Origin of the sequence: Luteococcus sp. H101, from assembly GCF_038433155.1 — a bacterium.
Lineage (GTDB): Bacteria > Actinomycetota > Actinomycetes > Propionibacteriales > Propionibacteriaceae > Luteococcus.
In genome coordinates this window covers 32,187-57,645 of the sequence record NZ_JBCDMW010000026.1, presented here as the reverse complement: position 1 = coordinate 57,645, position 25,459 = coordinate 32,187, and the positions used below count along the sequence as shown (strand labels likewise).

The 25,459-nt window shown below is 67.4% G+C and carries 30 protein-coding genes and 1 tRNA gene; 20 read left to right on the top strand and 11 right to left on the bottom strand.

Features of this window, described 5'->3' with window-relative positions; genetic code table 11:
* Window positions 1-74 precede the first annotated feature (74 nt).
* Window positions 75-1,226 carry a hypothetical protein gene (locus AAEX60_RS11245; protein WP_342103532.1) on the top strand — a complete coding sequence of 384 codons (1,152 nt, stop codon included), beginning with the start codon at window positions 75-77 and terminating at the stop codon, window positions 1,224-1,226.
* Between the two features lie 533 nt (window positions 1,227-1,759).
* Here the strand turns inward: AAEX60_RS11245 and AAEX60_RS11240 are convergent.
* From AAEX60_RS11240 to AAEX60_RS11230, 3 genes are all read right to left on the bottom strand, one after another.
* On the bottom strand, window positions 1,760-2,077 hold the full coding sequence (locus tag AAEX60_RS11240) for a hypothetical protein (protein ID WP_342103530.1): 318 nt from the start codon (window positions 2,075-2,077) through the stop codon (window positions 1,760-1,762).
* A gap of 99 nt (window positions 2,078-2,176) precedes the next feature.
* Window positions 2,177-2,944 (bottom strand): hypothetical protein, encoded by a 768-nt coding sequence (locus AAEX60_RS11235; protein WP_342103528.1) that lies wholly within the window; start codon window positions 2,942-2,944, stop codon window positions 2,177-2,179.
* A gap of 3 nt (window positions 2,945-2,947) precedes the next feature.
* The gene (locus AAEX60_RS11230; protein ID WP_342103526.1) at window positions 2,948-4,411 is read right to left on the bottom strand and encodes a recombinase family protein; all 1,464 of its coding nucleotides are present in this window, start codon (window positions 4,409-4,411) and stop codon (window positions 2,948-2,950) included.
* A 99-nt stretch (window positions 4,412-4,510) separates the two neighbouring features.
* Here AAEX60_RS11230 and AAEX60_RS11225 point away from each other — a divergent pair, with 99 nt between their 5' ends.
* From AAEX60_RS11225 to AAEX60_RS11175, 11 genes are all read left to right on the top strand, one after another.
* Entirely contained in the window at window positions 4,511-5,374 is an 864-nt protein-coding gene (locus tag AAEX60_RS11225) for a sigma-70 family RNA polymerase sigma factor (protein ID WP_342103524.1), read from the top strand.
* Between the two features lie 39 nt (window positions 5,375-5,413).
* The gene (locus AAEX60_RS11220) at window positions 5,414-5,926 is read left to right on the top strand and encodes a hypothetical protein (RefSeq protein WP_342103522.1); all 513 of its coding nucleotides are present in this window, start codon (window positions 5,414-5,416) and stop codon (window positions 5,924-5,926) included.
* 39 nt (window positions 5,927-5,965) lie between these two features.
* A tRNA-Asn gene (locus AAEX60_RS11215) sits at window positions 5,966-6,041 on the top strand.
* 190 nt (window positions 6,042-6,231) lie between these two features.
* Window positions 6,232-7,440: a sensor histidine kinase gene (locus AAEX60_RS11210; protein WP_342103520.1), complete on the top strand. Its 1,209-nt coding sequence runs from the start codon at window positions 6,232-6,234 to the stop codon at window positions 7,438-7,440.
* The gene (locus AAEX60_RS11205) at window positions 7,440-8,117 is read left to right on the top strand and encodes a response regulator transcription factor (RefSeq protein ID WP_342103518.1); all 678 of its coding nucleotides are present in this window, start codon (window positions 7,440-7,442) and stop codon (window positions 8,115-8,117) included. The genes AAEX60_RS11210 and AAEX60_RS11205 overlap by 1 nt, the downstream gene beginning before the upstream one ends.
* 111 nt (window positions 8,118-8,228) lie before the next feature.
* Complete coding sequence (locus tag AAEX60_RS11200) at window positions 8,229-9,134, top strand: ABC transporter ATP-binding protein (RefSeq protein WP_342103516.1); 906 nt, start codon at window positions 8,229-8,231, stop codon at window positions 9,132-9,134.
* On the top strand, window positions 9,131-9,883 hold the full coding sequence (locus AAEX60_RS11195) for an ABC transporter permease (protein WP_342103514.1): 753 nt from the start codon (window positions 9,131-9,133) through the stop codon (window positions 9,881-9,883). Before AAEX60_RS11200 ends, AAEX60_RS11195 begins: the two co-directional genes overlap by 4 nt.
* Before the next feature lie 2 nt (window positions 9,884-9,885).
* The gene (locus AAEX60_RS11190; RefSeq protein ID WP_342103513.1) at window positions 9,886-10,650 is read left to right on the top strand and encodes an ABC transporter permease; all 765 of its coding nucleotides are present in this window, start codon (window positions 9,886-9,888) and stop codon (window positions 10,648-10,650) included.
* A 48-nt stretch (window positions 10,651-10,698) separates the two neighbouring features.
* Entirely contained in the window at window positions 10,699-11,097 is a 399-nt protein-coding gene (locus AAEX60_RS11185) for a hypothetical protein (RefSeq protein WP_342103511.1), read from the top strand.
* Window positions 11,098-11,131: 34 nt separating this feature from the next.
* Window positions 11,132-12,211, top strand: coding sequence for a VanZ family protein (locus tag AAEX60_RS11180; RefSeq protein WP_342103509.1), 1,080 nt, complete (start codon window positions 11,132-11,134; stop codon window positions 12,209-12,211).
* A 102-nt stretch (window positions 12,212-12,313) separates the two neighbouring features.
* Window positions 12,314-12,820, top strand: a complete 507-nt coding sequence (locus AAEX60_RS11175) for a TspO/MBR family protein (RefSeq protein WP_342103507.1) — start codon at window positions 12,314-12,316, stop codon at window positions 12,818-12,820.
* A gap of 8 nt (window positions 12,821-12,828) precedes the next feature.
* On the opposite strand, the gene AAEX60_RS11170 is transcribed toward AAEX60_RS11175, so the two are convergent.
* Window positions 12,829-13,341 (bottom strand): DedA family protein, encoded by a 513-nt coding sequence (locus AAEX60_RS11170; RefSeq protein ID WP_342103505.1) that lies wholly within the window; start codon window positions 13,339-13,341, stop codon window positions 12,829-12,831.
* 196 nt (window positions 13,342-13,537) lie between these two features.
* On the opposite strand from AAEX60_RS11170, the gene AAEX60_RS11165 reads away from it, so the two are divergent.
* The gene (locus AAEX60_RS11165) at window positions 13,538-14,635 is read left to right on the top strand and encodes a CapA family protein (RefSeq protein WP_342103503.1); all 1,098 of its coding nucleotides are present in this window, start codon (window positions 13,538-13,540) and stop codon (window positions 14,633-14,635) included.
* A 66-nt stretch (window positions 14,636-14,701) separates the two neighbouring features.
* Window positions 14,702-15,133: a helix-turn-helix domain-containing protein gene (locus AAEX60_RS11160; protein WP_342103501.1), complete on the top strand. Its 432-nt coding sequence runs from the start codon at window positions 14,702-14,704 to the stop codon at window positions 15,131-15,133.
* Here AAEX60_RS11160 and AAEX60_RS11155 read toward each other — a convergent pair.
* Entirely contained in the window at window positions 15,115-15,747 is a 633-nt protein-coding gene (locus AAEX60_RS11155) for a serine O-acetyltransferase (protein ID WP_342103499.1), read from the bottom strand. The genes AAEX60_RS11160 and AAEX60_RS11155 overlap by 19 nt on opposite strands.
* 151 nt (window positions 15,748-15,898) lie before the next feature.
* On the opposite strand from AAEX60_RS11155, the gene AAEX60_RS11150 reads away from it, so the two are divergent.
* Window positions 15,899-16,468, top strand: a complete 570-nt coding sequence (locus AAEX60_RS11150) for a hypothetical protein (protein WP_342103498.1) — start codon at window positions 15,899-15,901, stop codon at window positions 16,466-16,468.
* Window positions 16,469-16,774: 306 nt separating this feature from the next.
* Window positions 16,775-17,089: a hypothetical protein gene (locus AAEX60_RS11145; RefSeq protein ID WP_342103496.1), complete on the top strand. Its 315-nt coding sequence runs from the start codon at window positions 16,775-16,777 to the stop codon at window positions 17,087-17,089.
* Window positions 17,090-17,117: 28 nt separating this feature from the next.
* Here AAEX60_RS11145 and AAEX60_RS11140 read toward each other — a convergent pair whose 3' ends face one another.
* Window positions 17,118-17,519: a PaaI family thioesterase gene (locus AAEX60_RS11140; protein ID WP_342103495.1), complete on the bottom strand. Its 402-nt coding sequence runs from the start codon at window positions 17,517-17,519 to the stop codon at window positions 17,118-17,120.
* A 43-nt stretch (window positions 17,520-17,562) separates the two neighbouring features.
* Here AAEX60_RS11140 and AAEX60_RS11135 point away from each other — a divergent pair, with 43 nt between their 5' ends.
* Window positions 17,563-17,937 carry an RNA-binding S4 domain-containing protein gene (locus tag AAEX60_RS11135; protein ID WP_342103494.1) on the top strand — a complete coding sequence of 125 codons (375 nt, stop codon included), beginning with the start codon at window positions 17,563-17,565 and terminating at the stop codon, window positions 17,935-17,937.
* 21 nt (window positions 17,938-17,958) lie between these two features.
* Here the strand turns inward: AAEX60_RS11135 and AAEX60_RS11130 are convergent, their stop codons facing one another.
* From AAEX60_RS11130 to AAEX60_RS11120, 3 genes are read right to left on the bottom strand one after another with little or no spacing between them, the layout of a single operon-like run.
* Window positions 17,959-19,566, bottom strand: coding sequence for an ABC transporter permease (locus AAEX60_RS11130; protein WP_342103493.1), 1,608 nt, complete (start codon window positions 19,564-19,566; stop codon window positions 17,959-17,961).
* On the bottom strand, window positions 19,563-20,486 hold the full coding sequence (locus tag AAEX60_RS11125; RefSeq protein ID WP_342103492.1) for an ABC transporter ATP-binding protein: 924 nt from the start codon (window positions 20,484-20,486) through the stop codon (window positions 19,563-19,565). The genes AAEX60_RS11130 and AAEX60_RS11125 overlap by 4 nt, the downstream gene beginning before the upstream one ends.
* On the bottom strand, window positions 20,461-21,156 hold the full coding sequence (locus AAEX60_RS11120; protein WP_342103491.1) for a TetR/AcrR family transcriptional regulator: 696 nt from the start codon (window positions 21,154-21,156) through the stop codon (window positions 20,461-20,463). The genes AAEX60_RS11125 and AAEX60_RS11120 overlap by 26 nt, the downstream gene beginning before the upstream one ends.
* A 19-nt stretch (window positions 21,157-21,175) precedes the next feature.
* Between AAEX60_RS11120 and AAEX60_RS11115 the strand changes: the two genes are divergently transcribed.
* The 3 genes from AAEX60_RS11115 to AAEX60_RS11105 all read left to right on the top strand — a co-directional run bounded on the left by AAEX60_RS11115 (window position 21,176) and on the right by AAEX60_RS11105 (window position 23,304).
* A complete protein-coding gene (locus AAEX60_RS11115) occupies window positions 21,176-21,484 on the top strand; it encodes an antibiotic biosynthesis monooxygenase family protein (protein ID WP_342103490.1) in 309 nt (102 codons plus the stop codon).
* 105 nt (window positions 21,485-21,589) lie between these two features.
* The gene (locus AAEX60_RS11110) at window positions 21,590-23,197 is read left to right on the top strand and encodes a sodium-dependent transporter (protein ID WP_342103488.1); all 1,608 of its coding nucleotides are present in this window, start codon (window positions 21,590-21,592) and stop codon (window positions 23,195-23,197) included.
* A complete protein-coding gene (locus tag AAEX60_RS11105; RefSeq protein WP_342103487.1) occupies window positions 23,194-23,304 on the top strand; it encodes a methionine/alanine import family NSS transporter small subunit in 111 nt (36 codons plus the stop codon). The genes AAEX60_RS11110 and AAEX60_RS11105 overlap by 4 nt, the downstream gene beginning before the upstream one ends.
* A 30-nt stretch (window positions 23,305-23,334) precedes the next feature.
* Here AAEX60_RS11105 and AAEX60_RS11100 read toward each other — a convergent pair whose 3' ends face one another.
* Together AAEX60_RS11100 and AAEX60_RS11095 are read right to left on the bottom strand one after the other, a co-directional pair.
* Window positions 23,335-24,120 carry a fructosamine kinase family protein gene (locus AAEX60_RS11100; protein WP_342103486.1) on the bottom strand — a complete coding sequence of 262 codons (786 nt, stop codon included), beginning with the start codon at window positions 24,118-24,120 and terminating at the stop codon, window positions 23,335-23,337.
* 9 nt (window positions 24,121-24,129) lie between these two features.
* Window positions 24,130-25,401 (bottom strand): S1 family peptidase, encoded by a 1,272-nt coding sequence (locus tag AAEX60_RS11095; protein ID WP_342103485.1) that lies wholly within the window; start codon window positions 25,399-25,401, stop codon window positions 24,130-24,132.
* Window positions 25,402-25,459: the final 58 nt, after the last annotated feature.

Sequence of the window (25,459 nt, the reverse complement as noted above, 5' to 3'; positions counted from 1 at the left end):
CTACGGGGCGTAACCCTGCACTCTGGTGTCAGTGGTTGCACGACGTAACCCATCCACCAACCCAAGGAGTTAACATGTCCCGCAAGATCAACGCCCAGTCCGTCCGCGCTGGCGATGTCATCCGTACCGATTACCGCCACCTCGTCATCATGTCCGATCCCATCACCGCTGGTGCCGATGTGGAGTTCACCGCTCGCCAGGTCGATAACCCGTGGTCCGATCAGTTCACCATCGGAGCCTCCGTCAAGGTTGAGCGTCTGTCCAAGGCGGAGTCCGCCGCCATCCTGGGGGCGGAGGAGCTGCCCACCCTGGAGGAGTCCAGCCAGGAGGAGTCCAGCCAGGACGTGACCCAGGAGGAGCCCAGCCAGGGGGAGTCCCACGGTCTGTCGGTCGCTGCCGTGGAGGGGGGCAGTGCCTACCCGCTCGCTGTCATCCGCGACGGTCGGATCATTGGTTCTATTCGCCAGGTACTCGACCCCAAGGCAGCTCACCCGCTGATGTTCATTGGCGACGAAAGCTCCTGCCTCCTGGCTACCGGCTCCACCGTGGGCGAGTTGCTGGTGAGCGTGGCGAACACCCTGGAGGGTGCCGACGCTGCAGTGCTCCAGGGTGCCGCCCACGGCTCCTGGGAGGCGTGGGCCGCTTGGATGCGGGAAGCAGACCGGCGGGTCCAGGAGTGGATCGCTCAGGGTCGGGGCAGCTTCGCTTACATGGAATGGCGGGAGGCTGTTGCCAAGCGCGACGCGGCCTACGAAGCGTTCGTGCAGTCCCAGAAGGAGGAGCCCCAGGAGGACAGCCACCATCGTGGAAGCGGTCGCGCTGCCCGCTATGTCGGCGCTGCACTGCTGGCCACTGTGGGGGCTGTTGGTCTGACGGTGACTGAGCCGGTTCCGGGGGTCGGTGCCCAGGTTGCCCAGGCCGCTCCTGTCCAGGCCAAGGTCCAGCACAAGGCCGTCACGGATGCCTCTGTGAATGTGGGAGGCAAGCGGGTTCGCGTCCTGGTGAACGTCCGGGACGGCAAGGTGGTCAAGCTCCAGGCCAGGGCCAGCCGGGCGAAGCTCCCCAAGCGACTGCCGGTCTGCGAGTCTGACTATGACATGACGGGCCACAAGTTCGGTTGCCGTGGGATCGACTCCGGGAGCGAGTACGCCATGGTTCCGATCAAGGGAACCGGCTTGACTGCGGTGGTCTACGGTCCGGGTCAGATCGAGACCATCACCCGTTGATCCGCAGGCGATAGGCTCCAGGGGGCTGTCCGGTGTTACCGGATGGCCCCTTGGGGCATGTTCGGGCGAGAGGAGTTTCACGATGGCGAGCAAGCCGCATAGGCCGGTGCTGTACCTGGATCAAGCCCAGGTGGCAGAGCTGTTGGGGATCAACCCGGTGAGCGTCCGTCGCATGCGCCAGCAGGGCCGCCTAGTGGAGCCGGATGTCATGGTGGGAGACCGGCCAGGGTGGGCAGCTCGGACTGTCCAGGACTGGGTGCAGGAGACCGGCTGGAAGCCAGGTCCACACTAGGTTGCGTCGATGGCCTTGGGTGGCCTTGGGTTAATCCACCTCAGAGATAGTACCGTTTTCAACTAGTTCTCCAGGAACGATTCTGAGCGCATTTTCCGTTCGGATGGACAACTACCCATGCGAACGTTTTAGTGCTCGGAATCCCTTACAGGAAAGAAAAACCGTCTCAGAACAACATTCCTTACAGGTAAGGGATTGCGGGCAAATCTTCGTCAGGAGCCATTTCTAGCGAGGTTCTGGCCTAGCTGCACTGCCAGACCAGACCTGCCACATCAGCAAGAGCATCCCGAACCTCTGTCAGACGCTGCTCAGGGGGTGGGATCACCCCGAACTTCGACACCCAATGAGCCTGCCGACCCTCGGCATCCTCGCCAGCAACGTCGCCGTTGACGCCAGCCGGAACAGAGGGGAACCACCTCGACTTGCGCAGCATCAACAAGGCGGAAGCGTAGGTGCCTGGACTGTCCACCAACACCAGCCCTTGGCCGGTGCCTCCATATAGGTAGGCGACGGCTCCGGCAAGGGGCACGGTGGTGATCGCGGGGTCCACCTGAGTCATCCTGACTCACCTCGGCAGGTGGTCCACAATGGACCAGCTCGGCAACTGGTCCAACTTGAACCAGTTCACCGGGCCACGGTGCCGGGCCTCTCTTGGCGCTCAGTCAATGAGACCCTTCTTGCGCAGGTATCCAATCCTGCTCCTTACAGAGAAGTACGTCCGCTTCATATTGACAGCGATGGCGATGGTTGAGATGACACCATACTTGGCAACAATATAGGCGTCCTCGGGCTGGGAGTAGCGACCGGAGATGGTGGCTGTTTTCAGGGATAGCTCTTGAAGCTTCCTTGTTGCGTTGGAAGAAGACCAATTACAATACTCCCTGTTCTCTTCGCGATACCATCGCGCGTACTCCAGCCGCTCCTCTCGGTTCTCTTCGCGGTATCGTCGCTGGCGCTCCAGCTCCTTCTCTCGGTTCTCTTCGTAGTATCGTCGCTTGCGCTCCAGCTCCTTCTCTCGGTTCTCCCCATAGTACCTGCGCTTGCGCTCCAAAGCCCCCTCCCGGGCTACCGCAGCCCGCAACGCAATGTCCGCCTCGGCCAACTCCTCGACAGTGGGACGCTCCACCACCCCCGGGCCGACCAGTGGGAAGACAGTGAGGCCGTTGATCGGCTCCAGCTCCGGGACTTCATCGTCCACATTAAAAGTCCAGCCCTTCGGCAGGCTTCGCATCATCTGGCCCATGTCGGCGTCGTGCAGCGACAGGGAGGTCAACGCCGGGCCGACACCCGGGAGCCACACCCATTCCGGCATGGGGTCGGCAACATCAGAGCTGGCAGGTGGCAGGACCAACAGGCCAGTGCCGGTCATACCCTCCAAGTGGGCGGTGGCCGTGGCCGTGCGGATTGTGGTGACGGTGGGGATCATGGTCTAGTTCTCCTTCTGTTCGGTGGTGGTGGTGATGGTCTGGCCCAAGACGGATTCAAGTGCAGCATCGGCCTCCTCGGCAGAGGAGAAGCCTCGGGGTAGAAATGTCAGGACTCCGGGCGGCTGTGGTCTCAGGTGGCGACGGGGATGCATTGTTGCTTTTGAGAATGCCGCCTCGATCACCGCTCGACGCTTCGCCAGCGTCCTTGACTGCCAGTTCTCGGCCACAATCTCGGGGTCGCCGGACAGGCTTGCCAGCTCCCAGGACTGGGTGCTGTTGGAAGACGCAATGGACGCCTCCAGCTCGGCACGCCTCTGAGCCGTGGCTTTGTTCGCTGTCATCATCTGCTGAAGGGTGACCGCTCCGGCTGCATAGGCCTCGGCAAGGTCAAGTTCCCGCTGTGCCAAGTCCTCTAGTTCATCCCGCACGGCTTGAGTGTCGCCGTCCTCTGACCCCATGCCTTCGATCCTCAGACCAGCCCATGCGGCCTTGGTAAGCGGCATGTATCGCAACAACTCGCGTAGGGCTTTGGCGTCGGCGTACTCCTCCTGGGCGGTGACACACTTGCCCTCAATGCAGACATACACCGAGTAGTCACCTCGGCTCTGACACCGGGCAGCACCCCCGCACTGCGAACACCGGAGGATGCCAGACAGAAGATGGGCCGCCGTCCGTCCAGTGCCAGCAACCCCGTATCCCCGCCCTGGTGCCTTTAGGACGCGCATAGCCGCCCGATAGGTAGCCTCCGGCACGATAGGTTCCCACGCCCCACGCCCCACAACCTCACCGCCATAGGTTCGCAAGCCAGCGTTGCGGACGCTGCGCAGAATGTCACTGACTGCCTGCCTGCGCCACGGGTTGCCACGGGTGGTGAGGATGCCGTCACGCTCCCAGTTCCGGGCAATCTGCGAGACGGTTTCACCGGCGATGATGCTGTGATACGCGGCCTCCAGCACTGCGGCTTCCTCGGGTCGCTTCGTGCCATCGCTGTTGTACCCGAATGGTCGGATCGGCCATGACGGGGTGCCACTGTCGGCCTTCTGTCTAGCTGCGAGCTTCTGCCGCTGCCCCTTGATTTCGCCCTCATACTGCGCCCATGCGGTGATCGTCCTCGCAACGGCACGGCCAGCAGGGTTGGATAGGTCCAGGTGTCCAGCCTGAACTGCATGCACGTCAACCCCCAGGTCGATCACCCGCTCCAGCTCCCTAGTGAGACGCACCAGTCGGTCTGTGTGCCAGACGACGATCACGTCAAAGGACCCAACTGTGGCTAGTAGGTCTTCAAACCCAGGGCGTCGCCGCCCCTTCGTTGCCGAGATGTCATTGTCAAGGTAGACCCGGGCCACGTCCCATCCGCGCTGTTGGCAGAGTTCGCGGCATGCCTCCTCCTGTCGCTGCACGCCCAGTGACTCGCCGCTGCGATCAAGGGAGATTCGACAGTAGATTGCCGCTCGGGTGTTCGTCATGGGAGAAGTGTATTAACCGCCTGAGTGTTGCCCGAATGCGGACTCCACAATGGCCCCTTTGCCCTCGGTTTCGTGCGGGCTGTGGGACAGGCTCGGGGCATGAGCTGCCACGCGATGGACACCACGTATCTGCCCGAACTGCTGACCGCTGATCAGGAGGTGCAGTTGGGGGACCGGATTGAGGCCGGTGTGCTGGCCGCCGCCGTGCTGGACGGGCGTGAGCCGTGGCCAGCCGGGGCGACGGAGACGGAGCTGCGTGCCCTGGTGGGGTTGGGGGAACAGGCCTGGGAACACTTCCTCCTGGCCAACCTTCGGCTGGTGATCCACCACGCCGCCAGGGCCTCCCGACGCACGGAGGTGAGCTTTGACGAGCTCTTCCAGGAGGGTTGTGTGGGGCTGGCCAGCGCCTTGGAGCGATTCGACCACCGCCAGGGGGTGAAGTTCTCCACCTATGGGCAGCCCTGGGTTCGCAATGCAGTGCTGCAGCACGCCGTGACCCGGGGTGGGCAGCTGGAGGGGCCGGTGTGGCGGAATCGGCAGGCCCACCGGCTGCGGAGCCGGCTGGCCGAGCTGGAGGGGGAGCTGGGCCGTCGCGAGGCGGTCCGCGTGCTGGCCGCCGAATTTGGACATGACCAGGACTGGGTTCGGGCGACGTTGAGCGCAGGCAGCCGGGTTCCGTTGGAGCTGGTGGAGTTCTCGGAGGTGATCAGCTGCCCACGGGCCGCCCGTGAACTCGCCGCCTGTGAGGAGGCAGAGCCGGACTGGCTTGACCGGTTGGGCAGTCAGGAGGCGACGGTCATTGGGCTGCTGTACGGGCTGGGCGAGCACCAGCGGTGTGACTACCGCCAGGTCGCGGACCAGTTGGGGGTCTCGGTCAGCACGGTGCGACGGTTGGAGCGTCGCGGGCTGGACCAGGCCCGGGATCTGCTGACCGGGGCACAATCGGTCGGGCAGGCGGCCTGACTTGCCGGCTTGCCGGGGCGGGTCGGCACAATGGTGGGCATGTCCCTTCTCTCCCGCAAGAACCGGCCCGACTCCCGTGTGGTGGCGGACTACCGCCGCCAGACCGGGCACGACGCGCGTGTCCTGGCCACCGGTAGCGGCCCACGGGCGGAGTTGCTGGCCTTCGCGGATCGGATGGCCGTGCGGGTGGCCGACGAGCCCTGGCGTGCGATCGGTTGGCACCAGGTGCAGACCGGCGGCTGGAATGCGGAGCGGGCAGAGCTGCACTGGCGGCTGACCGACGGCAGCAAGGAGGCCGTCCAGCTGACCGAACCCCGCAGCCTGCCGACGGTCTTCCGGGAACGCGTGCAGGCCACCATCGCGGTGCAGGACCAGTTCGACGTCCCGGGCGGGGGAGCGGTGCTGATCTCGGCCCGACGCGACCTGTCCGCGGGAAGCCCGGAGCTTGTGTGGTCGGCGACGGCGGTACGGGGCGCCCGGATGGACAACCCCGTCGTGAAGTCCCTTGCCGACGAGGCCTTGGCCCGGTTGCGCGCCGATTATGACTTCTGACGAAGTTTGTGTAATGTTTCATCTCGCGCAAGGCGCTGATCCCTGGTAGCTCAATTGGCAGAGCATCTGACTGTTAATCAGAGGGTTACTGGTTCGAGTCCAGTCCGGGGAGCCATGTGAAAGCCCGTCTGACCAGTGGAAACACTGGTGGGACGGGCTTCTTGTTTCGGTTGCCCAGTTGCTGCACAGTTGGAGCACGGCGCAGGAGCATTTCCACCAGAACGCGAGCGAGGCCGAGTGGGGTGATCTGGGCAGGTTGTGCGAGGCGGGAGAGGGCTCGACGGCCCCCGGTAGAGTCGGGAGCCATGGGCCAGCGTCGCGGCGATGAGGATCACCGTCCAGGTCGAGTGCCGTCGGGATCTGGCGGCTGGTTTCGCGACCATCCCCGGCTCCTGGATCTGTTGGTGGTGCTGGCGGTGTTCACCTACAACCTGCCGATCCTGTTCGGTGCGGTGCCCGAGCGCCTGTGGCCCGGTGTCGGTCTGCTGGTCTCGTTGGGGCTGTGCCTGCCGGGGTTGGTCCGTCGTCAGCGCCCGGTCGCCAGCTATCTGGCCATCCAAGCGATTGCGGTCCTCCAGAGCGTACTGGGGATTTCGCTGATCCCCGCCGACGTAATGCTGCTGCTGGCGGTCTACACCATCGCATCCCGGAAGCGCTGGCAACTCTCGAGCGGGGTCGCCGTGGTGACCACGGCATGGACGGTGCTGAGCTGCCTGCCGATGCTGGCGCGCGGGGACATGAGCATTGGTGATGTCGGGGTGATCGTGGCACTGCTCCTGTGGGCCTGGACCTGGGGGCGCCTGGTGCAGACCCGCCGTCGCTATGTCGCCTCCCTGCAGGAGCGTGCGGCACAGCTGGAACGCGAGAAGGCGGTCGAGGCAGAGCTGGCAGCATCCGGGGAGCGCACGCGGATTGCGCGTGAGATCCACGACGTGGTGTCCCACTCCCTGAGCGTGGTGGCGGTCCTGTCCGACGGCGCTGCCGCGGCCGTCGAGGGCAATCCGCAGCAGGCGAGGGAGGCGATGTTGACGGTCCGGGACACCGGGCGCACGGCGCTGGCTGACATGCGTCGCATGCTCGGCGTGTTGCGTGACGACGAACCGGGCTCGCATGCGCCACAGCCGGGGATCGCGCAACTGCCCGGACTGGTGGCGGAGTCGCGAGCGGCCGGGCTGCCAGTGCACCTGGTGGAGGTGGGGGAGCGGCGTCCGGTTCCAGCGAGTGTCGACCTGACGGCCTACCGGATCGTCCAGGAGGCCTTGACCAATGTCCGCAAACACGCCGGCCCGGGCGTCCGGGAGGTGCGGGTCACCCTGACTCACAGCGACGAGGTGATCACGGTGGACGTGTCCGACGACGGCGCAGGTCCGGACCCTGCCGATGGTCAACACGCGGGGCACGGCCTGATTGGCATGCGCGAGCGCGTCGCCGCGCATCATGGTGAGCTGAGCGTCGGGCGGCGCCCCGCGGGCGGCTTCGAGGTCGTCGCCACGATCCCGACGGGAGATGAGTGATGAGTATTCGCGTGTTGCTGGTTGACGACCAGGAGATGATCCGGATGGGATTCCGGATGGTGCTGGGCACCGCCGAGGGCATCGAGGTGGTTGGGGAGGCATCCGACGGAGACGAGGTCCTCGACGCGCTGGGGGCGCACCCGGCCGACGTGGTGCTGATGGACGTGCGGATGCCGCGGATGGACGGCATCGATGCCACCCGGCAGGTGTCTTCGCTGACGGATCCACCGCACGTGTTGGTGCTGACCACCTTCGACCTGGACGAGTATGCCTACGAGGCGCTGCGGGCCGGGGCGTCGGGCTTCCTGCTCAAGGACACGCCACTGCAGGAGCTGGCCGCGGCGATCCGTCACGTTCACCACGGGGATGCGGTGGTGGCTCCGTCCACGACGCGACGTCTGCTGGGGCACTTCACCCGGGCCGCGACGCATCCGGTGCTGGGGGACACTCGTCGCACCGCAGAGGCGCTGGAGTCGCTGACTCCACGGGAGCGGGATGTGCTGGGTCTGGTGGCGCGGGGCATGTCCAACCGGGAGATCGCCGAGGAGCTGGTGCTGAGCGAGGGAACGGTGAAGGTCCACGTCGGGCATGTGTTGACCAAGCTGGACCTGCGGGACCGGGTGCAGGCTGTGGTGTTGGCCTACGAGACGGGTCTGATCGCCCCCGGCAGTGCCTGAAGAACCCGGTCCACAGCGCAGTCAGCGCCCCGGATCTATGCCTGAAGTCGTAGGGCGAAGATATGCCTGTGGCGAGGCGATTGCGGCCGTGAACTGCGACAGCGTAGAGCTATGTCCTTCGCAGTGACCACAGACCACCTGACCAAGCGCTATGGCGATCGCGTGGTCGTCGACGACCTGTCCCTGCGTATCCCGCAGGGGTGCGTTTACGGCTTCCTCGGCCCCAACGGGGCCGGCAAGTCAACGACGATGAAGATGCTGCTGTCGCTGATCCAGCCCAGCGACGGCCGAGTCGAGATCCTGGGCCAGCCGATGACCCGCGCGACGCGGCGGTCCCTCTTGGGGCAGATCGGGTCGCTCATCGAGGCGCCTCCGGGTTACGCGCATCTGACCGGCGCGGAGAACATGCAACTGGTCCAGCGCCTGCTCCACCTGGAGAAGGTGCAGATCGAGCAGGCAGTGCAAGCGGTGCATCTCGAGCGCCAGATGGACAAGAAGGTGCGTGACTACTCGCTGGGCATGAAGCAGCGACTGGGCATCGCGATGGCGCTGGCCCGCCAGCCCCGCCTGCTCATCCTCGACGAGCCGACCAACGGCCTGGACCCTGCCGGCATCGAGGAGATGCGCGGCCTGCTGCGCCGACTGGCCGCCGAAGGGGTGACGGTGATGGTCTCGTCGCACCTGCTCGGGGAGATCGACAAGACCGCCACCGTGCTGGGCATCCTCGCCCAGGGGCGGATGATCTTCCAGGGCAGTCGCGCCGAGCTGATGGCGGCCTCGGCGCCGGAGGTGCTGATCACCTGCTCCGATCCACAGCGCGCACTGGACTGTGTGACGTCGCTGGGCGCGCGGATCACCGACGACGGGGACGTGGCGCTGGCGGGCCTGGACGACCACGCCACCGCCCGCACCGTCGCCACACTGGTGGCCGACCGGATCGACATCTACGGGGTCCGGCGCGATGAACAGAGCCTCGAGGACGTCTTCATGAACCTCACCGCGGGAGGCGGACTGTGAGCACCGTCATCGCCAATGAGATCGCCAAGATGCGCCACCTGCGCATCGGGCTGGTTGCGGGGCTGTACGTGCTGGCTGTCTCGGGCATCGCGTGCTTCCAGTCCTTCGGCTCGAGCATCACCAAGCACTTGGCCGATCCGGACGGCGCACCGTGGAAGATCCTGCTCAGCGGGATGTCGATGGCGCTGGCCATGATCTCGCCCGTGCTTCTGGCCGTGTTGGCCAGTCGTCAGGTGGAGATGGAGCACACCGGCAACGGCTGGCTGCTGTCGGCCACCAGCGGGGTGACGCCCGGCCGGTTGTGCCGCGCCAAGTTCCTCGTGCTCGGAGCCATCACCGTCGTGGCGATCGCGCTGCAGTCACTGCTGGTCGCCGGCTTCGGTCTCCTGCTGGGAGCCACCTCGCCGTTCCCAGCCTCGCACTGGCTCGGCTACACGGCCTCGATCATGGTCATCAGCCTCGCGGTGCTCGCCTTCCAGATCTTGCTGTCTGCCCATGTGGAGAACCAGCTGGTCGCCCTCGGCGTCGGCATCGTGGGGATCTTCCTGGCGATCTTCGGCGTGATCCTGCCGACCTGGGTGGCGCACCTGACGCCCTGGAGCTACTACTCGATGACCACTCCGGCCGACTATGTCGGCACCGACCTGCGCTACTTCGAGCTGCCCTATCCGAGCATCGCCGCCCTGGCGGTGGTGGGAACCGCAGTGTTCGCGTTCATCACCGCCCGCTTCGACACCCAGGAGGCCTGACCATGGGATCCGTCTACTCCGAGTTCCTCAAACTCAAGCACTCCATGAGCTGGTCCGTGGTCTTCGTGGTCCCGATCATCATGGTCATCTCCGGCTCGGTGAGCACCATCCTCGGTCAGGGATCGTTCGAAGACGGATGGCACACCCTGTGGATCCGCTCGGTCGGCTTCTACGGGATGGCAATCCTGCCGGTCGTCATCGCGATCCTGGCTTCGCTGGTCTGGCGCGTCGAGCACAAGAACGGCAACTGGAACGCGCTGATGAGCCGGCCCGTGCCCACGGCCGAGGTGGTGCTGGGCAAGATCGCGGCCATTTCCGCGCTGTCGGCGGCAATGCAGGCAGTGCTCGTCGCGACCGTCGTCGTCGTGGGCAAGACCTTCGGCCTGCCGGGCATGCTGCCCGCCAAGTACTTCCTGGGCAGTGTGCTGATCATGGTGGCCTGCATCCCGCTGGCGGCCCTGCAATCGGCGCTGTCGGCCTTCCTGCGCTCCTTCGCCGTCCCGGTGATGATCGCGCTGGTCATGGCGGGCATCTCGACGGTGCTGCTGCAGCTGAAGCTGGCGGTGGTGACGGCGATTCCCTACGGACTGCTGACCCACACCACCCAGCTCGGCACGATCCTCGTGTCCGGCCAGAAGACCACCTTCAACGCCTCGGACCTCAGCGTGTCCAGCGTCGGCTTCGTCCTTGTGGCGACGTTCGTGATGACGGTACTGATCGTCGCCGTCACCACCTGGATCCTGAACCGCTCCGACACCCGTGCTTGACCTGCCCGATCGCCCTTCAACTCCTCCTCATGAAAGGACATCCCTGTCATGGCCAACTCCCACGACCACCAGCCACAGCCCGCTACTCGGCGCATCCCGACGGGCGCTCCGCAGACCGACCAGCGCTCGGCGACCATCAGTGGGATCATCGCCCTGGTCTGCACCGCCGTCGCGCTGGCCGCCGCCCCGTTCCTGCTGCTCATCCCGTACATCGGGTTCGCTCCGGCGATCATCGCCGGGGCCGGCGCGGTCATCGCCTTCCGCGCCCTGTGCCGCAGTCCGCACCGCACGGGCATCGCGACTGCGGGCCTCATCACCGCAGTGGTGGTCTTCGCGCTGCTCGCGGGCGTGGCGACGTTGTGGAACGTGCTCATTGCAGATCCCGCCGTGCGCGACTATCAGGAGCTGCACGACGTGATCGAGTACATCAAGGGCCTCATCTTCTGATGCCCACGCATGCTGCGCTGCGCGGGAGTGCGCGATGAAGGCTCAGATCGTTGCATCGATCGCTGTGGGGCTGGCCGTGGCGGCGGTGATGTTCCTGCCGCTGGTGGTGTGGCAGTACCGGCGTTTCGGCCGCTTCGACCCACTGCGGATCGCCTGGACCGCCGCGGGGTTCGTGTACGCCGCGGGGCTGGTTGCCTTCACGATCTTCCCGCTTCCGGACTTCTCGGGGGATTTCTGTGTCGCCAGCGCCACGCAACCAGTCTGGGACCCACTGCGCTTCCCCCGAGCCGCGCTGGACATCCTGCGTGACAAGGGGCCCGTCGCATTGGCAGGGGACTTCCTGGTGTGGGAGTTCGCGATGAACATGGTGCTGTTCATTCCTTTCGGGCTGATGGTTCGCCGCGTCCTGGAATGGCCCCGCCGGACTGTCTTGGCCGCAGGCCTGAGCACCTCCATCCTGATTGAGCTGACCCAGATGACCGGCAACTGGTTCCTGGCCCCGTGCCCGTACCGCTATGCCGACACCACCGACCTGTTCACCAATACCATCGGCACAGGGATCGGCATCGGGCTGGAGACCTTGACCCCGCGCCTGCTGTCAACGAAGCGACACCTGTTGGCGCAGCGCGACAGTGCCCGGCCCGTCACCCCCATGCGACGGCTTCTGGGCATGGCATTGGACTTCTGGTACCTGCTCACGGCCGCTCTCGCCGGTGGGACCATCGGATCGGTCGGGTACACGGTGGCCCGTCGGGGGCAGGGGGTGCTGACCGAGACCCAGATGTTCGCCCTTGAACGCGCGATCCTCACCAGTGCATGGGCGGGCACGCTAATCGTGGCCTTGGTTCCCGCACTGGTTAGCACCGGAGCATCCCTGGGCCAACGGACCGTCTACCTGCGCCCCGACGGGCCCGGTAGATCGCGGCCACGCTGCCTGTTACGTGCGGCCATTGTCCAAGCCGCCGTGCCCACGATGCTCTACCTCGGCTTGCCCTGGGCACTGGGCGCCCCGGTGCTGGCGCTGGCCGCCCTGCTCTGCGCGGTTCCCGACCCACGGGGCCTCAGCTACCGAACCGCCGGACTCGACATCACCGACGCCAGAACACCCCAATAGCCGTCGTCACCCTTGGCCCCAGAAGGGTGGGTCCGTGGTGCTGGAGGATCGCGTATCGTCGACGGAAGTAGTGGCAACGACAGCACGAAGGGAATGCCCATCATGACCACCCTCAGCGAGCTGGCATCTGCCGGCACCCGCAACCCGTGGGCCATGGCCGTCGTCGGGACCGCCCTGTGTGCGGTCTCGGGCAGCGTCGCCACGGACACCAGGTCGCGTTGGTACAAGTCGATCGACAAGCCCGCCTGGCAGCCGCCGGGAGTTGTGTTCCCGTTCGTCTGGACCGCCCTGTACTCGGGTCTGGCCGCGACCACGGGGAGGGTCCTGACGGAGCTCGACGAATCGGACCGCCAGCAGGAGGCCACCGGCTTCCGACGCGCCTTCGTCGCAAACCTGGTGCTGAACCAGGGTTGGAGCTGGACCTTCTTCAGGTCCCACCGGCTGGGCCTGGCCACTGCCAATGCCGCGCTGCTCGCGGCCAGCTCCATCGACCTGGCGCGGCGAGCCGAACGGGCGAGTGAGGGCAAGGGTGCCGAACTGGCGCCCTACGCGGCCTGGTGCAGCTTCGCCACGCTGCTGACCGCCAGCATCGCCCGCCGCAACAGCTGACGGGGCGGTCAGCCGCCCGAGGAGGTGCCCCGGCGTCGGGTGACCAGGAAGGCCAGCAGCGCCGCGGCGCCCAGCACCAGCCCGATGGCCAGGGCCGGGTGCTGGCGCCAGGCCAGCGCGAAGGCCCCGAGCCCGACGAAGCCGACCGAGGCGTAGACCATCGCCCAGATGACAGCACCCGCCGCCAACGCGGGCAGGTAGCGCCACAGTGGCATCCGCAGGAAGCCCGCCGAGAAGTTGACCACGGTCTGCACCCCGACGGTGAGGAAGGACAGCGTCACCACCGGGGCGCCCAGTTGGTTGATCCGCTCCACCGCCTGCATGAAGCCGGGGCGCTCCATCACCCGGGCCGCGCGGGTGTGTCGGCCGCCCGCCGCGGCCAGTCTTCCCAGCAGGTAGGTGAGACCGGCGCGCAGCAGGACGATCACGAACAGGGCGGCCGCCACCACCGGGAAGGGGGCATCCCAGGCCATCGGATTCCATGCGCCAGAATCAAACCAGGCCTCGAGTCGCTGCGGCATACTTACGAGCCTACCCATCCGCCCCGGTGCACCCGGCTCATCCGAAATCCCCCCAGGGGGTATCTGGCCGCCATGAGGTCGTCGCTTTGGGAAATCGTCAGGAAGTGCCGCGTGCCAGCGTGCCTGCCGCGTCGCGAGGCCATAGCCTGACCCCGGGGTCGGGCAGTCCGGCCCGGGGAGAGCTGCAGAGGTCACGATGAAGTGGGACAACAGCCCGGTCTATCGCCGGCGTCGGAGGATTGTCTTCGGTGGGGCGGTGCTGGCACTGGTTGGCATCACCAGTTGCGGTGTCGCCGTGACCAACCTGGTGACCCACGACGAGAACCGGCCCGAGGTGCAGCAGGGCCCCACGGTCTGGGAACGCTCCGGCAAGGCGCCGGAAATCACGCTGGCCTTCGCGGGCGACGTCCAGGCGCACAACAGCGCCGGCCGGATCAATGACGTCGGGCTGGGGGAGACGGGCAAGATCCTGGCCAAGGCGGACCTTGCCATGCTGAACCTGGAAACCGTCGTCGCGGAGGACCGCACCGGGCTCAAGCCGCAACCCAAGCCGTTCACCTTTGCCACCGGCCCCAAAATCCTGGACTCCCTCAAGAAGGAGGGCGTCGACGTGGTCACCGCGGCCAACAATCACACCATGGACTTTGGCGACGAGGGGATGAAGCGGATGCTGGCGGTCAAGGCCACGTCCCCGGTGCCGATGGTGGGTCTGGGCAAGGACGACGCCGAGGCCTGGGCGCCGTGGACCACCGAGGTGAAGGGTCGGAAGGTGGTGGTCTTCGGAGCCACCGACGTGCTGGACGAGCATCTGGACTGGAAGGCGGGCCCCAACAAGCCGGGGCTGGCCAAGGTGAAGGACGACGAGGGTTTCACCAAGCTGCTCGACGGGGTGAAAAAGGCCCGTGCCGCCAGCCCGGATGACGTCGTGGTGGTCTACCTGCACTCCGGCACCGAACTGGTGAAGTGCCCCACGCCGCGCCAGCAGCAGACCATGAAGGACTTGGCCGCCGCGGGGGCCGACGTCGTGATCGGCAGCCACGCCCACATCCTGCAGCCCACGGCCACACAGGGGAACACCGCGATCGCATACGGCATGGGCAACTTTGTCTTCGGCAGCGGCGGCCCCCAGACGCGGCCCACCGGCGTGCTGACGGTGACGATTCCCGCGGGGCAGGGCGCGGGGCGGATGACCTTTAACCCGGCGCGCGTCACCAACGGCCTGCCCCAGCTGCTCACGGGGGCGGAGAGGGATGCGGCGTTGAAGTCCTGGGAAGGGCTGGGCAAGGGCTGCTGACGACGGGTGTCGCAGCCGGCGAGATGCCCACTATGCTTGGCGCAATTGCCTGTCAGGAGGTTGTCCTTGCTCACCATTCCGTCGTCCGCGCCGATTCCCGATGGCCCCTTGCACATCGGTGACGTGGCGAGCCTGACCGGCCTGAGCCTGCGCTCCATCCGGCACTACGAGGAGCTGGGCCTGGCGCAGCCCACCTCCCGCACGGTGGGTGGCTTCCGGGTCTATGACCGGGAGGCGGTGGAGCGGCTGCGCCTGGTGATGAGCCTCAAGCTCGCCGGTCTTGGCCTGGAGGAGATGCGCCCCATCATCGACGCCTGTCGGGCCACCGAGACAGGATCGGATTCCGCCGAGGCGGCGGAACTGCTGGCCCAGGCCAACGACCGGGTGGCCGAGGCCATCAACCAGCTGCGGGAACGACTGGCCACCGGGCAGGAGTTGCAGGACCGGTTGCGTCGTGCCGTGGAGGCGTCCTCGACGGTTCAGGCGACCCGCGGCTGAGTGGACTGCTGCGCCGGGAGGATCTGCGTCTTCGGGGCGAGGGCGCGTCCCCCGGCCGGGACGTCATGGGTGACGACGGCATTGGCACCCACCACCGAGTCCTCGCCGACCGTCACCGGACCAACCACCACGGCTCCCGCGCCGAGCTGGGCGCCCTTGAGGATATGGGGAACGTGGTCCGCCTGGTCCCCCTCCACGTCACCGCGCAGGCCGATGGTCACCCCCTGCCGGATCAGCACCTCGTCGGCGATCACCGCCTGCTTGTGGATCACTATGCCGTGCTGGTGGGAGAGCCGGACCCGTCGGCCGATGGTGGTCTCGGGAGAGACCTCTATCCCGTAGAAATTGCGGCAGAACCACAGCCCCGCCCGGCCGATCACGCCGGCCGGTGCGGCCATTCGTGAGGCGTTGCTTTCCCGACGCCAGTTGGCCAGCCGGTGGAAGACCAGGGTCTGGGTGCCGGGGCGCAGCAGTCCGGCGTTGATCTGGCGGTCCTCCCGGATCACGTCGACGATCGGATAGCGGCGGGCCAAGCGCTCGACCCACCACTTCTGGGCGGGCGTGCGCTCGCTGTCTGGCTGTTCGGCGTGCTGTTGGTCCCGGTTGATGTTCACGCGTCCCCCCGAATGCGTGTCGCTCTGACAGGTACAACCCTACCCTAACGTCAGGGTAGGGTTTTGGGGGATCGGCCCGGACAACATTTGGACAACAACCGGACAACACCCAGCCATTGAGTCGGGCTTCGGGGCGGCGGAGGCTTGATCCATGACGACGAGCACCGCCCCGCGCATGGGGCTCACCTACACCGACGAAGACCACGACACCTTGCTGGGGATGCTGCGCGAGGGCGCCAGCACCGGGGAGATCGCCCTGGCCCTGGGGCGCACCATCAAGTCCGTCGAGCAGCGGGCGCGCAAGTTGCTGCCGCCGGGCCAGCGGCACTGTCCGCTGGACCGGGTCATGCCCACCCTGGCGAAGGTCTGTGCCGAGCCGGGCTATGACTGGCGGGCAACGGTCTGTCTGGATGATCCGCCGGCTCCGATCAACAAGATCGTCCGGAGCGGGATCGAGGGGTTGGAGAGCCCCGAGCTGGTGGAGTTCGCCCACGATCTGGCGGTCTGCTTCCCGCAGGGGCCAATGTTCGAATCGGTGACCGCCGAGGTGCGCAAGCGCGGGCTGGTCGGCGATGTGGTGCGCCGTCACGAGTTGCACCGACGCCTGCGGGAGGAGCCGGACCCGGACCAGGCCTATGAGATCAGCACCGCGTGGGCCGATGCCGTCGGCTTCGGGCGCCCCTTCGGTTACCACCGGGACTACGAACCGATCTGGGGCTGAAGAACCAGTCGGGATCGCGACCTCTGAATTGGGGGGTTCTTCATTGACAAAAAGGCTGATTCGGGGTGACATGGTGGATGTCAGGTTCGCCCAGAGTGCCCGGAAACACCGCATTGGGCGGGCACATGTGCTCCATGTGCTCGAGCAAGTGGAGCCCACAGTCGCCGAGCGGCCTTCGGGTGAACCAGAACTGGTGTGGGCTGGAGTCGACGATCGGGGACTCGAACTGGAGATCATCGGTATCCGGATCAGACCGGACGCTGTGTTGATCGTGCATGCCATGCCCAGGTGGTTCAGGAGGATTCAGTGAAGATTCGACTCGGCGGAGAGCTGGTTGAGGTCACGGTCAGTGATGTTGACCTGGATCAGGAGGTCATCTATTTCGAGGGGGAGCGGCTCACCGAGGCACGGGCAGAAGAGCTGGGGCGGGAGATCAGCCGTCGCTATGGGTTGTTGGGCGGCCGCCCACCCAAGGACCCCCAGGAGCGGGCGAGCGTGCAACGTGCCGTCCGGTTCACTCCCGGTGATGCCGCGCGGTTGCGGGCCCGGGCGACGGAGCTGGGGGTCTCGGAGTCCGAGCTGATTCGTCGGGCCGTGTTGAAGGAGCTCGGGGCGGCCTGACGGGGCAGCCCACGGCCCGAAACCTGGGTCAGTAGCGCACCAGGGGCCGCTCGGTGGGACGGCGCACGATGGCGAACACGCCGCTGGCGGTGGCCAGCGGGGTCGGGTCGCCCTCCTTGGTGCAGGTGCCGTCGACATAGGCCAGGGTGCGGCCCACCTTGCGGACGACGGCGGAGGCCACCAGGGTGTCGCCGATCCGGCCGGCGCGCAGGTAGTTGACGGTCATCGACGAGGTGACCGCGGCCTTGTCGGCGGGCAGCTGGAGGATCACGTTGCCGCCCATCACGGCGTCCAGCATGGCGGAGATCAGGCCGCCGTGGATGCCGCCACCCACATTGGCGTGGTTGGGCTGGGTGGCGCAGCGCACCACCTCGCCATCCCAGACGATCTGGTTGTGGGTGCGAAAGGGGGCGATCATGCGTTCGGACACGCCGAGCATTCTGTCAGGTCGTGGCCGGGTTAGGCTGCCCTGCATGACGACTCGACTCGACGTGTGGCTGTGGTCGGTACGGCTGTTCAAGACCCGCTCGGCCGCCAACAAGGCCGTCGCGGGCGGACACATCCGGCTGAACGACGCGCCGGTGAAGCCGGCGCACGTGGTGGTGCCGGGGGATGTGGTGACGGTGCGCGAGCCGGGCTGGGACCGTCGCTACCAGGTGACCCAGACCATCAGCAAGCGGGTGGGAGCCCCGGTGGCCCGCACCTGCTACGTCGACCAGTCGCCGCCCAAGCCGGAGTACCTGATGGCCGGCCCGGTGGCCCGACGGGATCGGGGCGCGGGCCGGCCCACCAAGAAGGACCGACGCGAGATCGAGCGGCTCACCGCCGGTTTCAAGTCCGGCCGCTGAGGGGCCAGGACGCGCTGAGGGTCACGCCGGGAGGTTGCGCCGTCGATAGCCCACCAGACCCAATCCCAGCAGGGCCAGGGCCAACGCGGTCTCCACGGCGAAGGCCGTCCAGTCCATTGGGTCGCGCGGCAGGTGCGCCAGGTAGCCCCACGGCTGCAGCTTGAGCAGCCACTCGGGCAGGTCGAACAGCACCGCGAACCAGGTGCAGAACATCGTCCAGCCCAGCACGGCCCAGACCAGGCCGGAGAAGCGCGGCAGCCAGCCGATCAACATCATGGCGATTCCCACCACCAGCACCAGCCCCGGGAGCAGGCCGGCCGCGGTGCGCAGGTACTGGCCCACCGGGCTCCAGTCGCCGGTCTGCCCGGCCTGGACCAACGGCATACCCGCGCCCACCGCCAGGTAGGCCAGGCACGGCACCGCGACGGCGAAGGCCAGGTGGCTCACCGCGAACCTCCAGCGACTGGTGGCGGTGGCCAGCAGCATCTCGGCATGGCCGCGCCCCTCCTCGGCGCGCAGCCGGTTCAGCACCACGCCCGCCATGATCGCCGCCACCGTGCCCATGATCCCGATCATCGCCACATAGAAGGCGGTCTGCAGGTTGCTGCTTCCGCCCATCTTCTGCAGCATCTCGCCCATCTGCGGGTTCGCGGCCAGCGACTTGTCCATCTGGCTCATGATCGAGCCCATCCCGACAGAGCACAGCACGAGGGCCACGCTCCAACCGATCAGGGTGCCACGCTGCAGGCGCCAGGCCAGCCCCCATGTGCCGGACAGCCAGCCCGGCGCCGTGCCGCGGCCGGGGCGATCCGGCCGCAGCCCCGCGAGGTGGTCCCGGGCGGACTCAAGCCGGAAGGCCGTCAGGATGGAGACCAGGAAGAGCAGCTTCGGCAGCAGCACCACCCACCATCGCTCGTCTGACCAGGGCCGCAGGTACATGCCCCATTCCAGCGGGTTCAGCCAGTTGAGCCAAGCGTAGCTGGCGTCCGGGCCCGCGCCGTCGACCATCATCCGCAGCACGAACAGCCCGCCCCACAGCAGCCCCACCGTCCAGTAGCGGGCGGTGCGGGCATTCTCGAAGACCTGGGCGCACACGGCACCGACGCCGACGAAGACCAGCCCCTCCAGGGCCACCGCCGAGCCGGCGGCCAGCGCTCCTGCGGCCGGGAGGTGCGCGGCCATCGACCAGCCGGCCGTGACCATGCCCAGCACCAGGCACCCCAGTACGCAGCTCACCAGGGCGCCGGCCAGCGGTGCGTGGCGTCCGATGGCGCTGGAGCGCAGCAGCTCCAGGCGGCCTTCCTCCTCCTCACCGCGGGTGGCGCGGATGATGGCGAAACCGCCCATCATCCCGGCAAACATGCTGGCGAACCCGCCCACCCGCCAGAAGACAAAGCCCGCCTTGCTGTAGACGTCGAAGGCCGGGCCCAGCAGGGCCAGCATCGACGGGTTGTTGCGCAGCGGCTCGATGGTCAACCGCGGGTCGGTGCCGGGCGGGATGATCGTGTCGTACTGGGTGGCGGTCAGCGGCATCAGGCAGGCCAGGCCAATGATCCACAGCGTCCAGAAGAGCCAGTTGCGGCGCAGCGTCAGCCGCAGCATGGTGCCGGTTCCGGCAAGCGTCGTCATCGCGCGGCCGCCTCGTCGGAGGCCTCGTAGTGGCTCAGGAAGAGCTCCTCAAGGGTGGGCGGCGTAGACGTGAGGTTCCGCACCCCATGCCGGCTGAGCAGGCCGAGCAGTGGATTCAGGGCATCGGCGTCGACGTGGGCCCGGATCCTGCTCCCCTCCACCTGCAGGTCATGCACCCCGTCGATCCGGTCCAGGCCGTCGGGGATGGTCTCTAGGTCCGCCGTCACGGCCAGGCTGTGCAGGTGGCGCAGCTCGTCGAGCGTGCCGCTCTCCACGATCCGGCCGGCCCTGATGATGGAGACATGGTCGCACAGCGCCTCCACCTCGCTGAGGATGTGGGAGCTGAGCAGCACAGTGCGTCCCTGCGTGCGCTCGGCGCGGATGTGCTCGGTGAAGACGCGTTCCATCAGGGGGTCGAGGCCGCTGGTGGGTTCGTCGAGCAGCAGCAGGTCGACGTTGGAGGCCAGCGCCGCCACCAGCGCCACCTTCTGCCGGTTGCCCTTGGAATAGCTGCGGCCCTTCTTGCGGGGATCGAGGTCGAAGGCGTCGATCAGTTCGGCGCGCTTGGTCTTGTCCAGGCCACCGCGGGCGCGGCCGAGGAGGTCGATGGCTTCCCCGCCGGTCAGGTTGGGCCACAGGTTCACGTCGCCGGGCACGTAGGCCAGCCGACGGTGCAGCTCCGGGGCCTGGTTCCACGGGTCGCCGCCGAGCAACCGGGCCGTGCCGGAGTCGGCGCGCAGCAGGCCGAGCAGGACGCGGATGGTGGTGGACTTGCCGGCGCCATTGGGGCCGAGGAAGCCGTGCACCTGTCCGGTGGGAACCACCAGATCGAGGCCGTCGAGGGCGCGGGTGCGGCCGAAGGTCTTGACCAGGTTGCTGGTCTCGATGGCGCACTCAGCGCCGGGATTGGGGGCTTTCACCGTTCGTCTCCACTGTGGTGTTTGCGCTCCTCAGAGCGTCGAAGTAGGCCTGCGTGAACAGACCGTGGGTGAACATCTCGGCGGCGACCAGCCCGTAGCGCGCAGCGATCGCGGGATCGGAGAGTTCCTTGCCTCCGAGCCGGGTGGCGAACTGGCGCCCCATCATCATGAAGCCCAGTGAACTGGCCACCAGGAAGGCGATGGCGCCCTCCCGGTCCTCGGGGAGGCGGACCAGGCCGTTGTCCTCGGCGACGACGATCAGCTCCTCGGTGATCCGTGTCATGCGGTCGTAGATCTGGTCGGCGGTATCACCGCCTTCCCGAAGGCACATCACCAGGTAGTCCATCATCGGGGTCAATTCGGGATGCTCGGCCAGGTACTCCTTCAGGGCCGGTTGCGGGCCGATGGTCAGCAGCACCTTCTCCTGCTGGATCGTCTCGAGGGCCCAGGCGTCGCAGTGCTCGTGCAGCTGGTTCTTGCTGCCGAAATGGTGAATCACGAGGCCGGGGGAGACGCCGGCACGTGTGGCGATCTGGCGGATCGTCGTCTTCTCGAAGCCCTGGGCGCCGAACAGCTCCAGGGCCGCCAGTCGGATGCGTGCCTGGGGCAGGAGGTCGGCAGGGTTTGAACTCACGTTCAATAGACTAAACACTTGTTCAGTGCGGGTCAAGGGTGGGTAGTCTGGCGTCATGCCAGTCGTGAAGATCAATGCCATCGACGTCCCGCCGCAGGCCGGCCCCGAACTGGAACGACGCTTCTCCGAGCGTGCCCACGTGGTGGACCAGGCGCTCGGCTTTTTGGGCTTCCAGCTGCTGCGCCCGGTGGCGGGGGAGAACCGCTACTTTGTTGTCACCCAATGGGCCGACGACGCCTCCTATGAGGCCTGGCGTGACGGCGACAGCCGTGCCGCGCACGCCGGCGAGCACGGCAAGCCGGTGGCCAGCGGCGCCAACCTGCTGGAGTTCGAGGTGGTGATGGACGTCAGCCCGCGCGGCTGACCTCCACCGGACAGGCATCCCAAATGATGGGATGGTCTCTTGTGCGACGTCCAAGCCGCGCGCGACGATGCGGCGTCCGTCCGTCGCCGTCATCAGGAGACCCACGTGTCCTCTCCGTCCTCCCACCCGCCGCGCGAGCAGTGGCAGTCCCAGATGGGATTCATCCTCGCCGCCGTTGGCTCGGCCATTGGCCTGGGCAACATCTGGCGCTTCCCGGGCGTCGCCTACACCAATGGTGGCGGCGCCTTCCTGATTCCCTACCTGGTGGCGCTGCTCACCGCCGGCGTGGTCTATCTGCTCTTCGACTGGGCGCTGGGTCACCGTTACCGCGGCTCCGCCCCGGCCATCTTCCGTCGGATCCACCCCAGGTTCGAGCCGCTGGGCTGGTTCCAGGTTGGGCTGTGCTTTGCCATCATCACCTACTACGCGGTGATCGTTGCCTGGTCCGTGCGCTATGTGGGCTACTCCTTCACCCGGGCCTGGGGAGATGACCCGGCCGGCTTCTTCGTCAAGGACTTCCTGCGGCTGCTGCCGGAGAGCCAGGCCCACATCGACGGCGGCGTCGTGCCCGGCGTGTTGTGGCCGCTGGTACTGGTCTGGCTGTTCGTCACGGTGATCATGGCCATGGGCGTCGCCGGCGGCCTGGAGCGGATGAACAAGATCTTCCTGCCCCTGCTGGTGGTGATGTTCGTCGGGATGGTGGTGCGCGCCGTGACCCTGCCCGGGGCGGTGGACGGCCTGAACTCCTTCTTCACCCCGAAGTGGTCCGCGCTGGCGGATCCGCACGTCTGGATCCAGGCCTATGCCCAGATCTTCTTCTCCCTCTCGGTGATGTTCGGCATCATGATCACCTACGCCTCCTACCTGCCTCGACGGGCGAACCTGGCCCCCACCAGCTTCGTGGTGGCCTTCTCCAACTCCTCCTTCGAGATCCTGGCCGGCATCGGGGTGTTCTCCACCCTGGGCTACATGGCGGGCAAGCAGGGCATCCAGGTCTCCGAGCTGGAGGGCATCACCGGCCCGATCCTGAGCTTCGTGACCTTCCCGCAGGTGATCTCGATGATGCCCGGCGGGCAGTTCTTCGGGGTGCTCTTCTTCGGCTCGCTGGCCCTGGCCGGCATCACGTCACTGGTCTCCCTGATCCAGGTGGTCACCGCCGCGGTGCAGGAGAAGTTCGGGATGAGCCGCACCGGCAGCTCGGTGCTGGTCGGGCTGCTCTCGGCGGCCCTGTCCATCGGCCTGTACAGCACTTCCAATGGCCTGAACATGCTGGACGTGGTGGACAACTTCGTCAACAACATCGGGATCGTGCTGTCCGCGGTGCTGACCGTCTTCCTGATCACCTTCGTGGTGAAGCGGCTGCCCGAGCTGCATCACCACCTCAGCGAGCACTCCGCCTCCCCGCTGGGTGGGTGGTGGCGGATCTTCGCCGGCTACCTCACCCCGATCATGCTGACCGTGATGCTGGTGCTCACCCTGGTGGATCTGGCGCAGAACGGCTACGGCAAGTACCCGGGCTGGTTCACCATGGCCTTCGGCTGGGGCACCCTGGCGCTGCTGATCGTCGGGTCGGTGGTGCTGAGCCTGCTGCCGTGGCGCACCTCGGTTGACCACTTCCGCCCGGCCCGGCTCGACGGGATGGAGCACCGGCCCTACCACCACCACAAGCACCACGACGACCAGGCCGAACTGGCCGGGGAGGAATCCCGATGACCCCGATTGCCCTTGTCATGCTGGTGCTCTCGCTGGCCCTGGTGTGGGGTGGCCTGGTGGCCGCCATCATCAACCTGCGTCGTCACCCCAGCCCCTACGAGGACTGAACCCCCGGTGGCCAGCGGCCGGGCGGTCCGTCACGCGTAGCGACGGGCCAGCTCGGCGGCGCGGTGGCCGTAGCCACCACCGAACAGGACGGCGTGCACCAGCAACGGATGGAGCTGGTGCAGCGCCGTCCGCTCACGCCAGCCGGAGGCCGGCTGGTAGACCTCGGCCCAGGCAGCGCGCAGCCGGGGCAGGTGCGGGGCACCGAACAGGTCCAGCATCGCCAGGTCCGTCTCCCCATGGCCGCCGTGCGCCGCGGCGTCGATCAGCACCCCACCGTCGGGCGTGAAGACCACATTGCCGGCCCACAGGTCGCCGTGGATCCGGTCCGCGGCCCGGCCGTCCTCGAACTCCCCGGCCTCCAGGCGCTGGCACACGGCCTCCACCGCCGCGGCGCCGGCTGGCGCCAGCACGGCCTGATCCACCGCTTGACGCACCACCGGCCGCAGTCTGGCGGCCGCGTGGAAGCGTCCCCACGACGTCTGCGGCGGGTCCAGCAGGGGTAGCGGGAGACCAGCCAGGAAGCCATCACCCCGCCAGCCGTCGGGGGCCGCGCCGAAGCCGGCGGCACCCGCCAGGTGGGTGTGGGCCAGCCGTCGGCCGAAGTCCTCGGCCATTGCGGTGGTCGGCTCGGCCACCGGCAGGTCCACCTCCACCAGCAGGTCGTCGTCGACGGACAGCACCTCCACCGCGGGCGCCCCGTCGGGCACCTGCCCCAACCAGGCCAGGCTGGCGGCCTCGTACTGCAGGGTGCCGCGGGGCGCAGTGCCCCGGGGCTTGCGAAAGTGTGGCCCGCCGACGGGCCGTTCAATGGTCATCGGGCCGGCTCAACACTTCCGGGGGGCTTCCAGGTCGCTGACCTGGTCAATCACCCAGCGGCCGGGCTGGGAGCTCAGCAGCACCTTCTGCTTGCGCACCTGACAGGCCTTGCCTGGCCCTTCCAGCTGCACGGTCCAGATCAGCGTGTCGGTGAACTGGTCGGTGATCTCCAGATTGTCCACATTGGCGGCGGTGGGCTTGGCGCCCTTGAAAGTGGCGAGGAACTTGTCTGCGCTGCCGTGGGTCTGCTGCAGCCGGGCGGACAGCCCCTGCCAGGCGACGTCCTTGCCCAGCAACCCGGTGTCGTCCTTGTCGGTGGCGTACGTGATTCCCGCCAGGTAGCGGTGCAGCGCGGTCTTGATGGCCGGCGCATCGGGGTGGATGGAGGTCATCGACGGCGGGCCGTCCTGCTTGCAGGCCGCCAGCTTCTGCGCCTTGCCGGCGGACTGCCACTGCTTCACGGTCGCGGCCACCGTGGCCATCGGGACCGCGTGATGGTCGCCCTTGCCGTCGGCGGTGGTGGCCAGCTCCATTGCCACCACCGTGCCGGAGGCGTCCAGCAGGGGAGCGCCGGAAACGCCGGGCTGGGCATTGGCGGTGTGGCTGACCAGTCCGGAGACGGGCTTGCCCAGGATGGTGGCCTGCTGCCCGGCCTGCTTGACCTGACCGGCGGCGGAATGGGCGTCGCGGCCGGTGGGCAAGCCGATCATGGTCACCGGGGAGCCGGCGGCGGGAGCGGCGGTTGCCAGGCCCAGCGGTGTCCCGGACAGCTTGCCGCCGTCGCGGGTGGGCAGCAGCCGCACCAGTGCGACGTCGGTGGCATCGTCCCGCCCCAGCAGCTCACCGCGGACCACACCGGCGGAGCTGTGCACGCTGATGGTGGATCCGCTGTTGAACAGGTGCCCCGCCGTGAGCACCATGTTCGGGGCGACGAAGAAACCCGTGCCCTGCGCCATGGCGGTGCAGTTGTTCACCTGCACCCGCACCAGCGACGCGGCCCGGCCACCGCCCAACGGCGACGCGGAGGCGGGCGGTGCCACCGCAGCGGCCGGCGCCAGAACGGCGGCGGTGGCCTTGGCCGACGGCGTGGTGGCCGGCACCGGGGTGCCGGAGGTAGCGGGCGCGCTGCTGGCGGCTCCCGTGGCGGAGGCCGAGCCGCTGGGCTGGGCCCCGCCGGGGCTGGACTCCTGGCCGGCAGGCGTGCCTCCCGAACATGCGGTCAGGCCAGTCAGTCCGGCGGCGAGCATGACGATGTAGAACTTCGATCCCCGAGAAGTCATGCCTCCCACCCTGCCACGTTGTCAGGTTCACCCGGGGAGGACGCGATGGTGCCCGGCC

Bases quoted from the DNA above. Each gene is read 5' to 3' on its own strand.
- AAEX60_RS11245 (WP_342103532.1), top strand. From the start codon at position 75: ATGTCCCGCAAGATCAACGCCCAGTCCGTCCGCGCTGGCGATGTCATC.
- AAEX60_RS11240 (WP_342103530.1), bottom strand. From the start codon at position 2,077: ATGACTCAGGTGGACCCCGCGATCACCACCGTGCCCCTTGCCGGAGCC.
- AAEX60_RS11235 (WP_342103528.1), bottom strand. From the start codon at position 2,944: ATGATCCCCACCGTCACCACAATCCGCACGGCCACGGCCACCGCCCAC.
- AAEX60_RS11230 (WP_342103526.1), bottom strand. From the start codon at position 4,411: ATGACGAACACCCGAGCGGCAATCTACTGTCGAATCTCCCTTGATCGC.
- AAEX60_RS11225 (WP_342103524.1), top strand. From the start codon at position 4,511: ATGAGCTGCCACGCGATGGACACCACGTATCTGCCCGAACTGCTGACC.
- AAEX60_RS11220 (WP_342103522.1), top strand. From the start codon at position 5,414: ATGTCCCTTCTCTCCCGCAAGAACCGGCCCGACTCCCGTGTGGTGGCG.
- AAEX60_RS11210 (WP_342103520.1), top strand. From the start codon at position 6,232: ATGGGCCAGCGTCGCGGCGATGAGGATCACCGTCCAGGTCGAGTGCCG.
- AAEX60_RS11205 (WP_342103518.1), top strand. From the start codon at position 7,440: ATGAGTATTCGCGTGTTGCTGGTTGACGACCAGGAGATGATCCGGATG.
- AAEX60_RS11200 (WP_342103516.1), top strand. From the start codon at position 8,229: ATGTCCTTCGCAGTGACCACAGACCACCTGACCAAGCGCTATGGCGAT.
- AAEX60_RS11190 (WP_342103513.1), top strand. From the start codon at position 9,886: ATGGGATCCGTCTACTCCGAGTTCCTCAAACTCAAGCACTCCATGAGC.
- AAEX60_RS11185 (WP_342103511.1), top strand. From the start codon at position 10,699: ATGGCCAACTCCCACGACCACCAGCCACAGCCCGCTACTCGGCGCATC.
- AAEX60_RS11180 (WP_342103509.1), top strand. From the start codon at position 11,132: ATGAAGGCTCAGATCGTTGCATCGATCGCTGTGGGGCTGGCCGTGGCG.
- AAEX60_RS11175 (WP_342103507.1), top strand. From the start codon at position 12,314: ATGACCACCCTCAGCGAGCTGGCATCTGCCGGCACCCGCAACCCGTGG.
- AAEX60_RS11170 (WP_342103505.1), bottom strand. From the start codon at position 13,341: ATGCCGCAGCGACTCGAGGCCTGGTTTGATTCTGGCGCATGGAATCCG.
- AAEX60_RS11165 (WP_342103503.1), top strand. From the start codon at position 13,538: ATGAAGTGGGACAACAGCCCGGTCTATCGCCGGCGTCGGAGGATTGTC.
- AAEX60_RS11150 (WP_342103498.1), top strand. From the start codon at position 15,899: ATGACGACGAGCACCGCCCCGCGCATGGGGCTCACCTACACCGACGAA.
- AAEX60_RS11135 (WP_342103494.1), top strand. From the start codon at position 17,563: ATGACGACTCGACTCGACGTGTGGCTGTGGTCGGTACGGCTGTTCAAG.
- AAEX60_RS11130 (WP_342103493.1), bottom strand. From the start codon at position 19,566: ATGACGACGCTTGCCGGAACCGGCACCATGCTGCGGCTGACGCTGCGC.
- AAEX60_RS11115 (WP_342103490.1), top strand. From the start codon at position 21,176: ATGCCAGTCGTGAAGATCAATGCCATCGACGTCCCGCCGCAGGCCGGC.
- AAEX60_RS11105 (WP_342103487.1), top strand. From the start codon at position 23,194: ATGACCCCGATTGCCCTTGTCATGCTGGTGCTCTCGCTGGCCCTGGTG.
- AAEX60_RS11100 (WP_342103486.1), bottom strand. From the start codon at position 24,120: ATGACCATTGAACGGCCCGTCGGCGGGCCACACTTTCGCAAGCCCCGG.
- AAEX60_RS11095 (WP_342103485.1), bottom strand. From the start codon at position 25,401: ATGACTTCTCGGGGATCGAAGTTCTACATCGTCATGCTCGCCGCCGGA.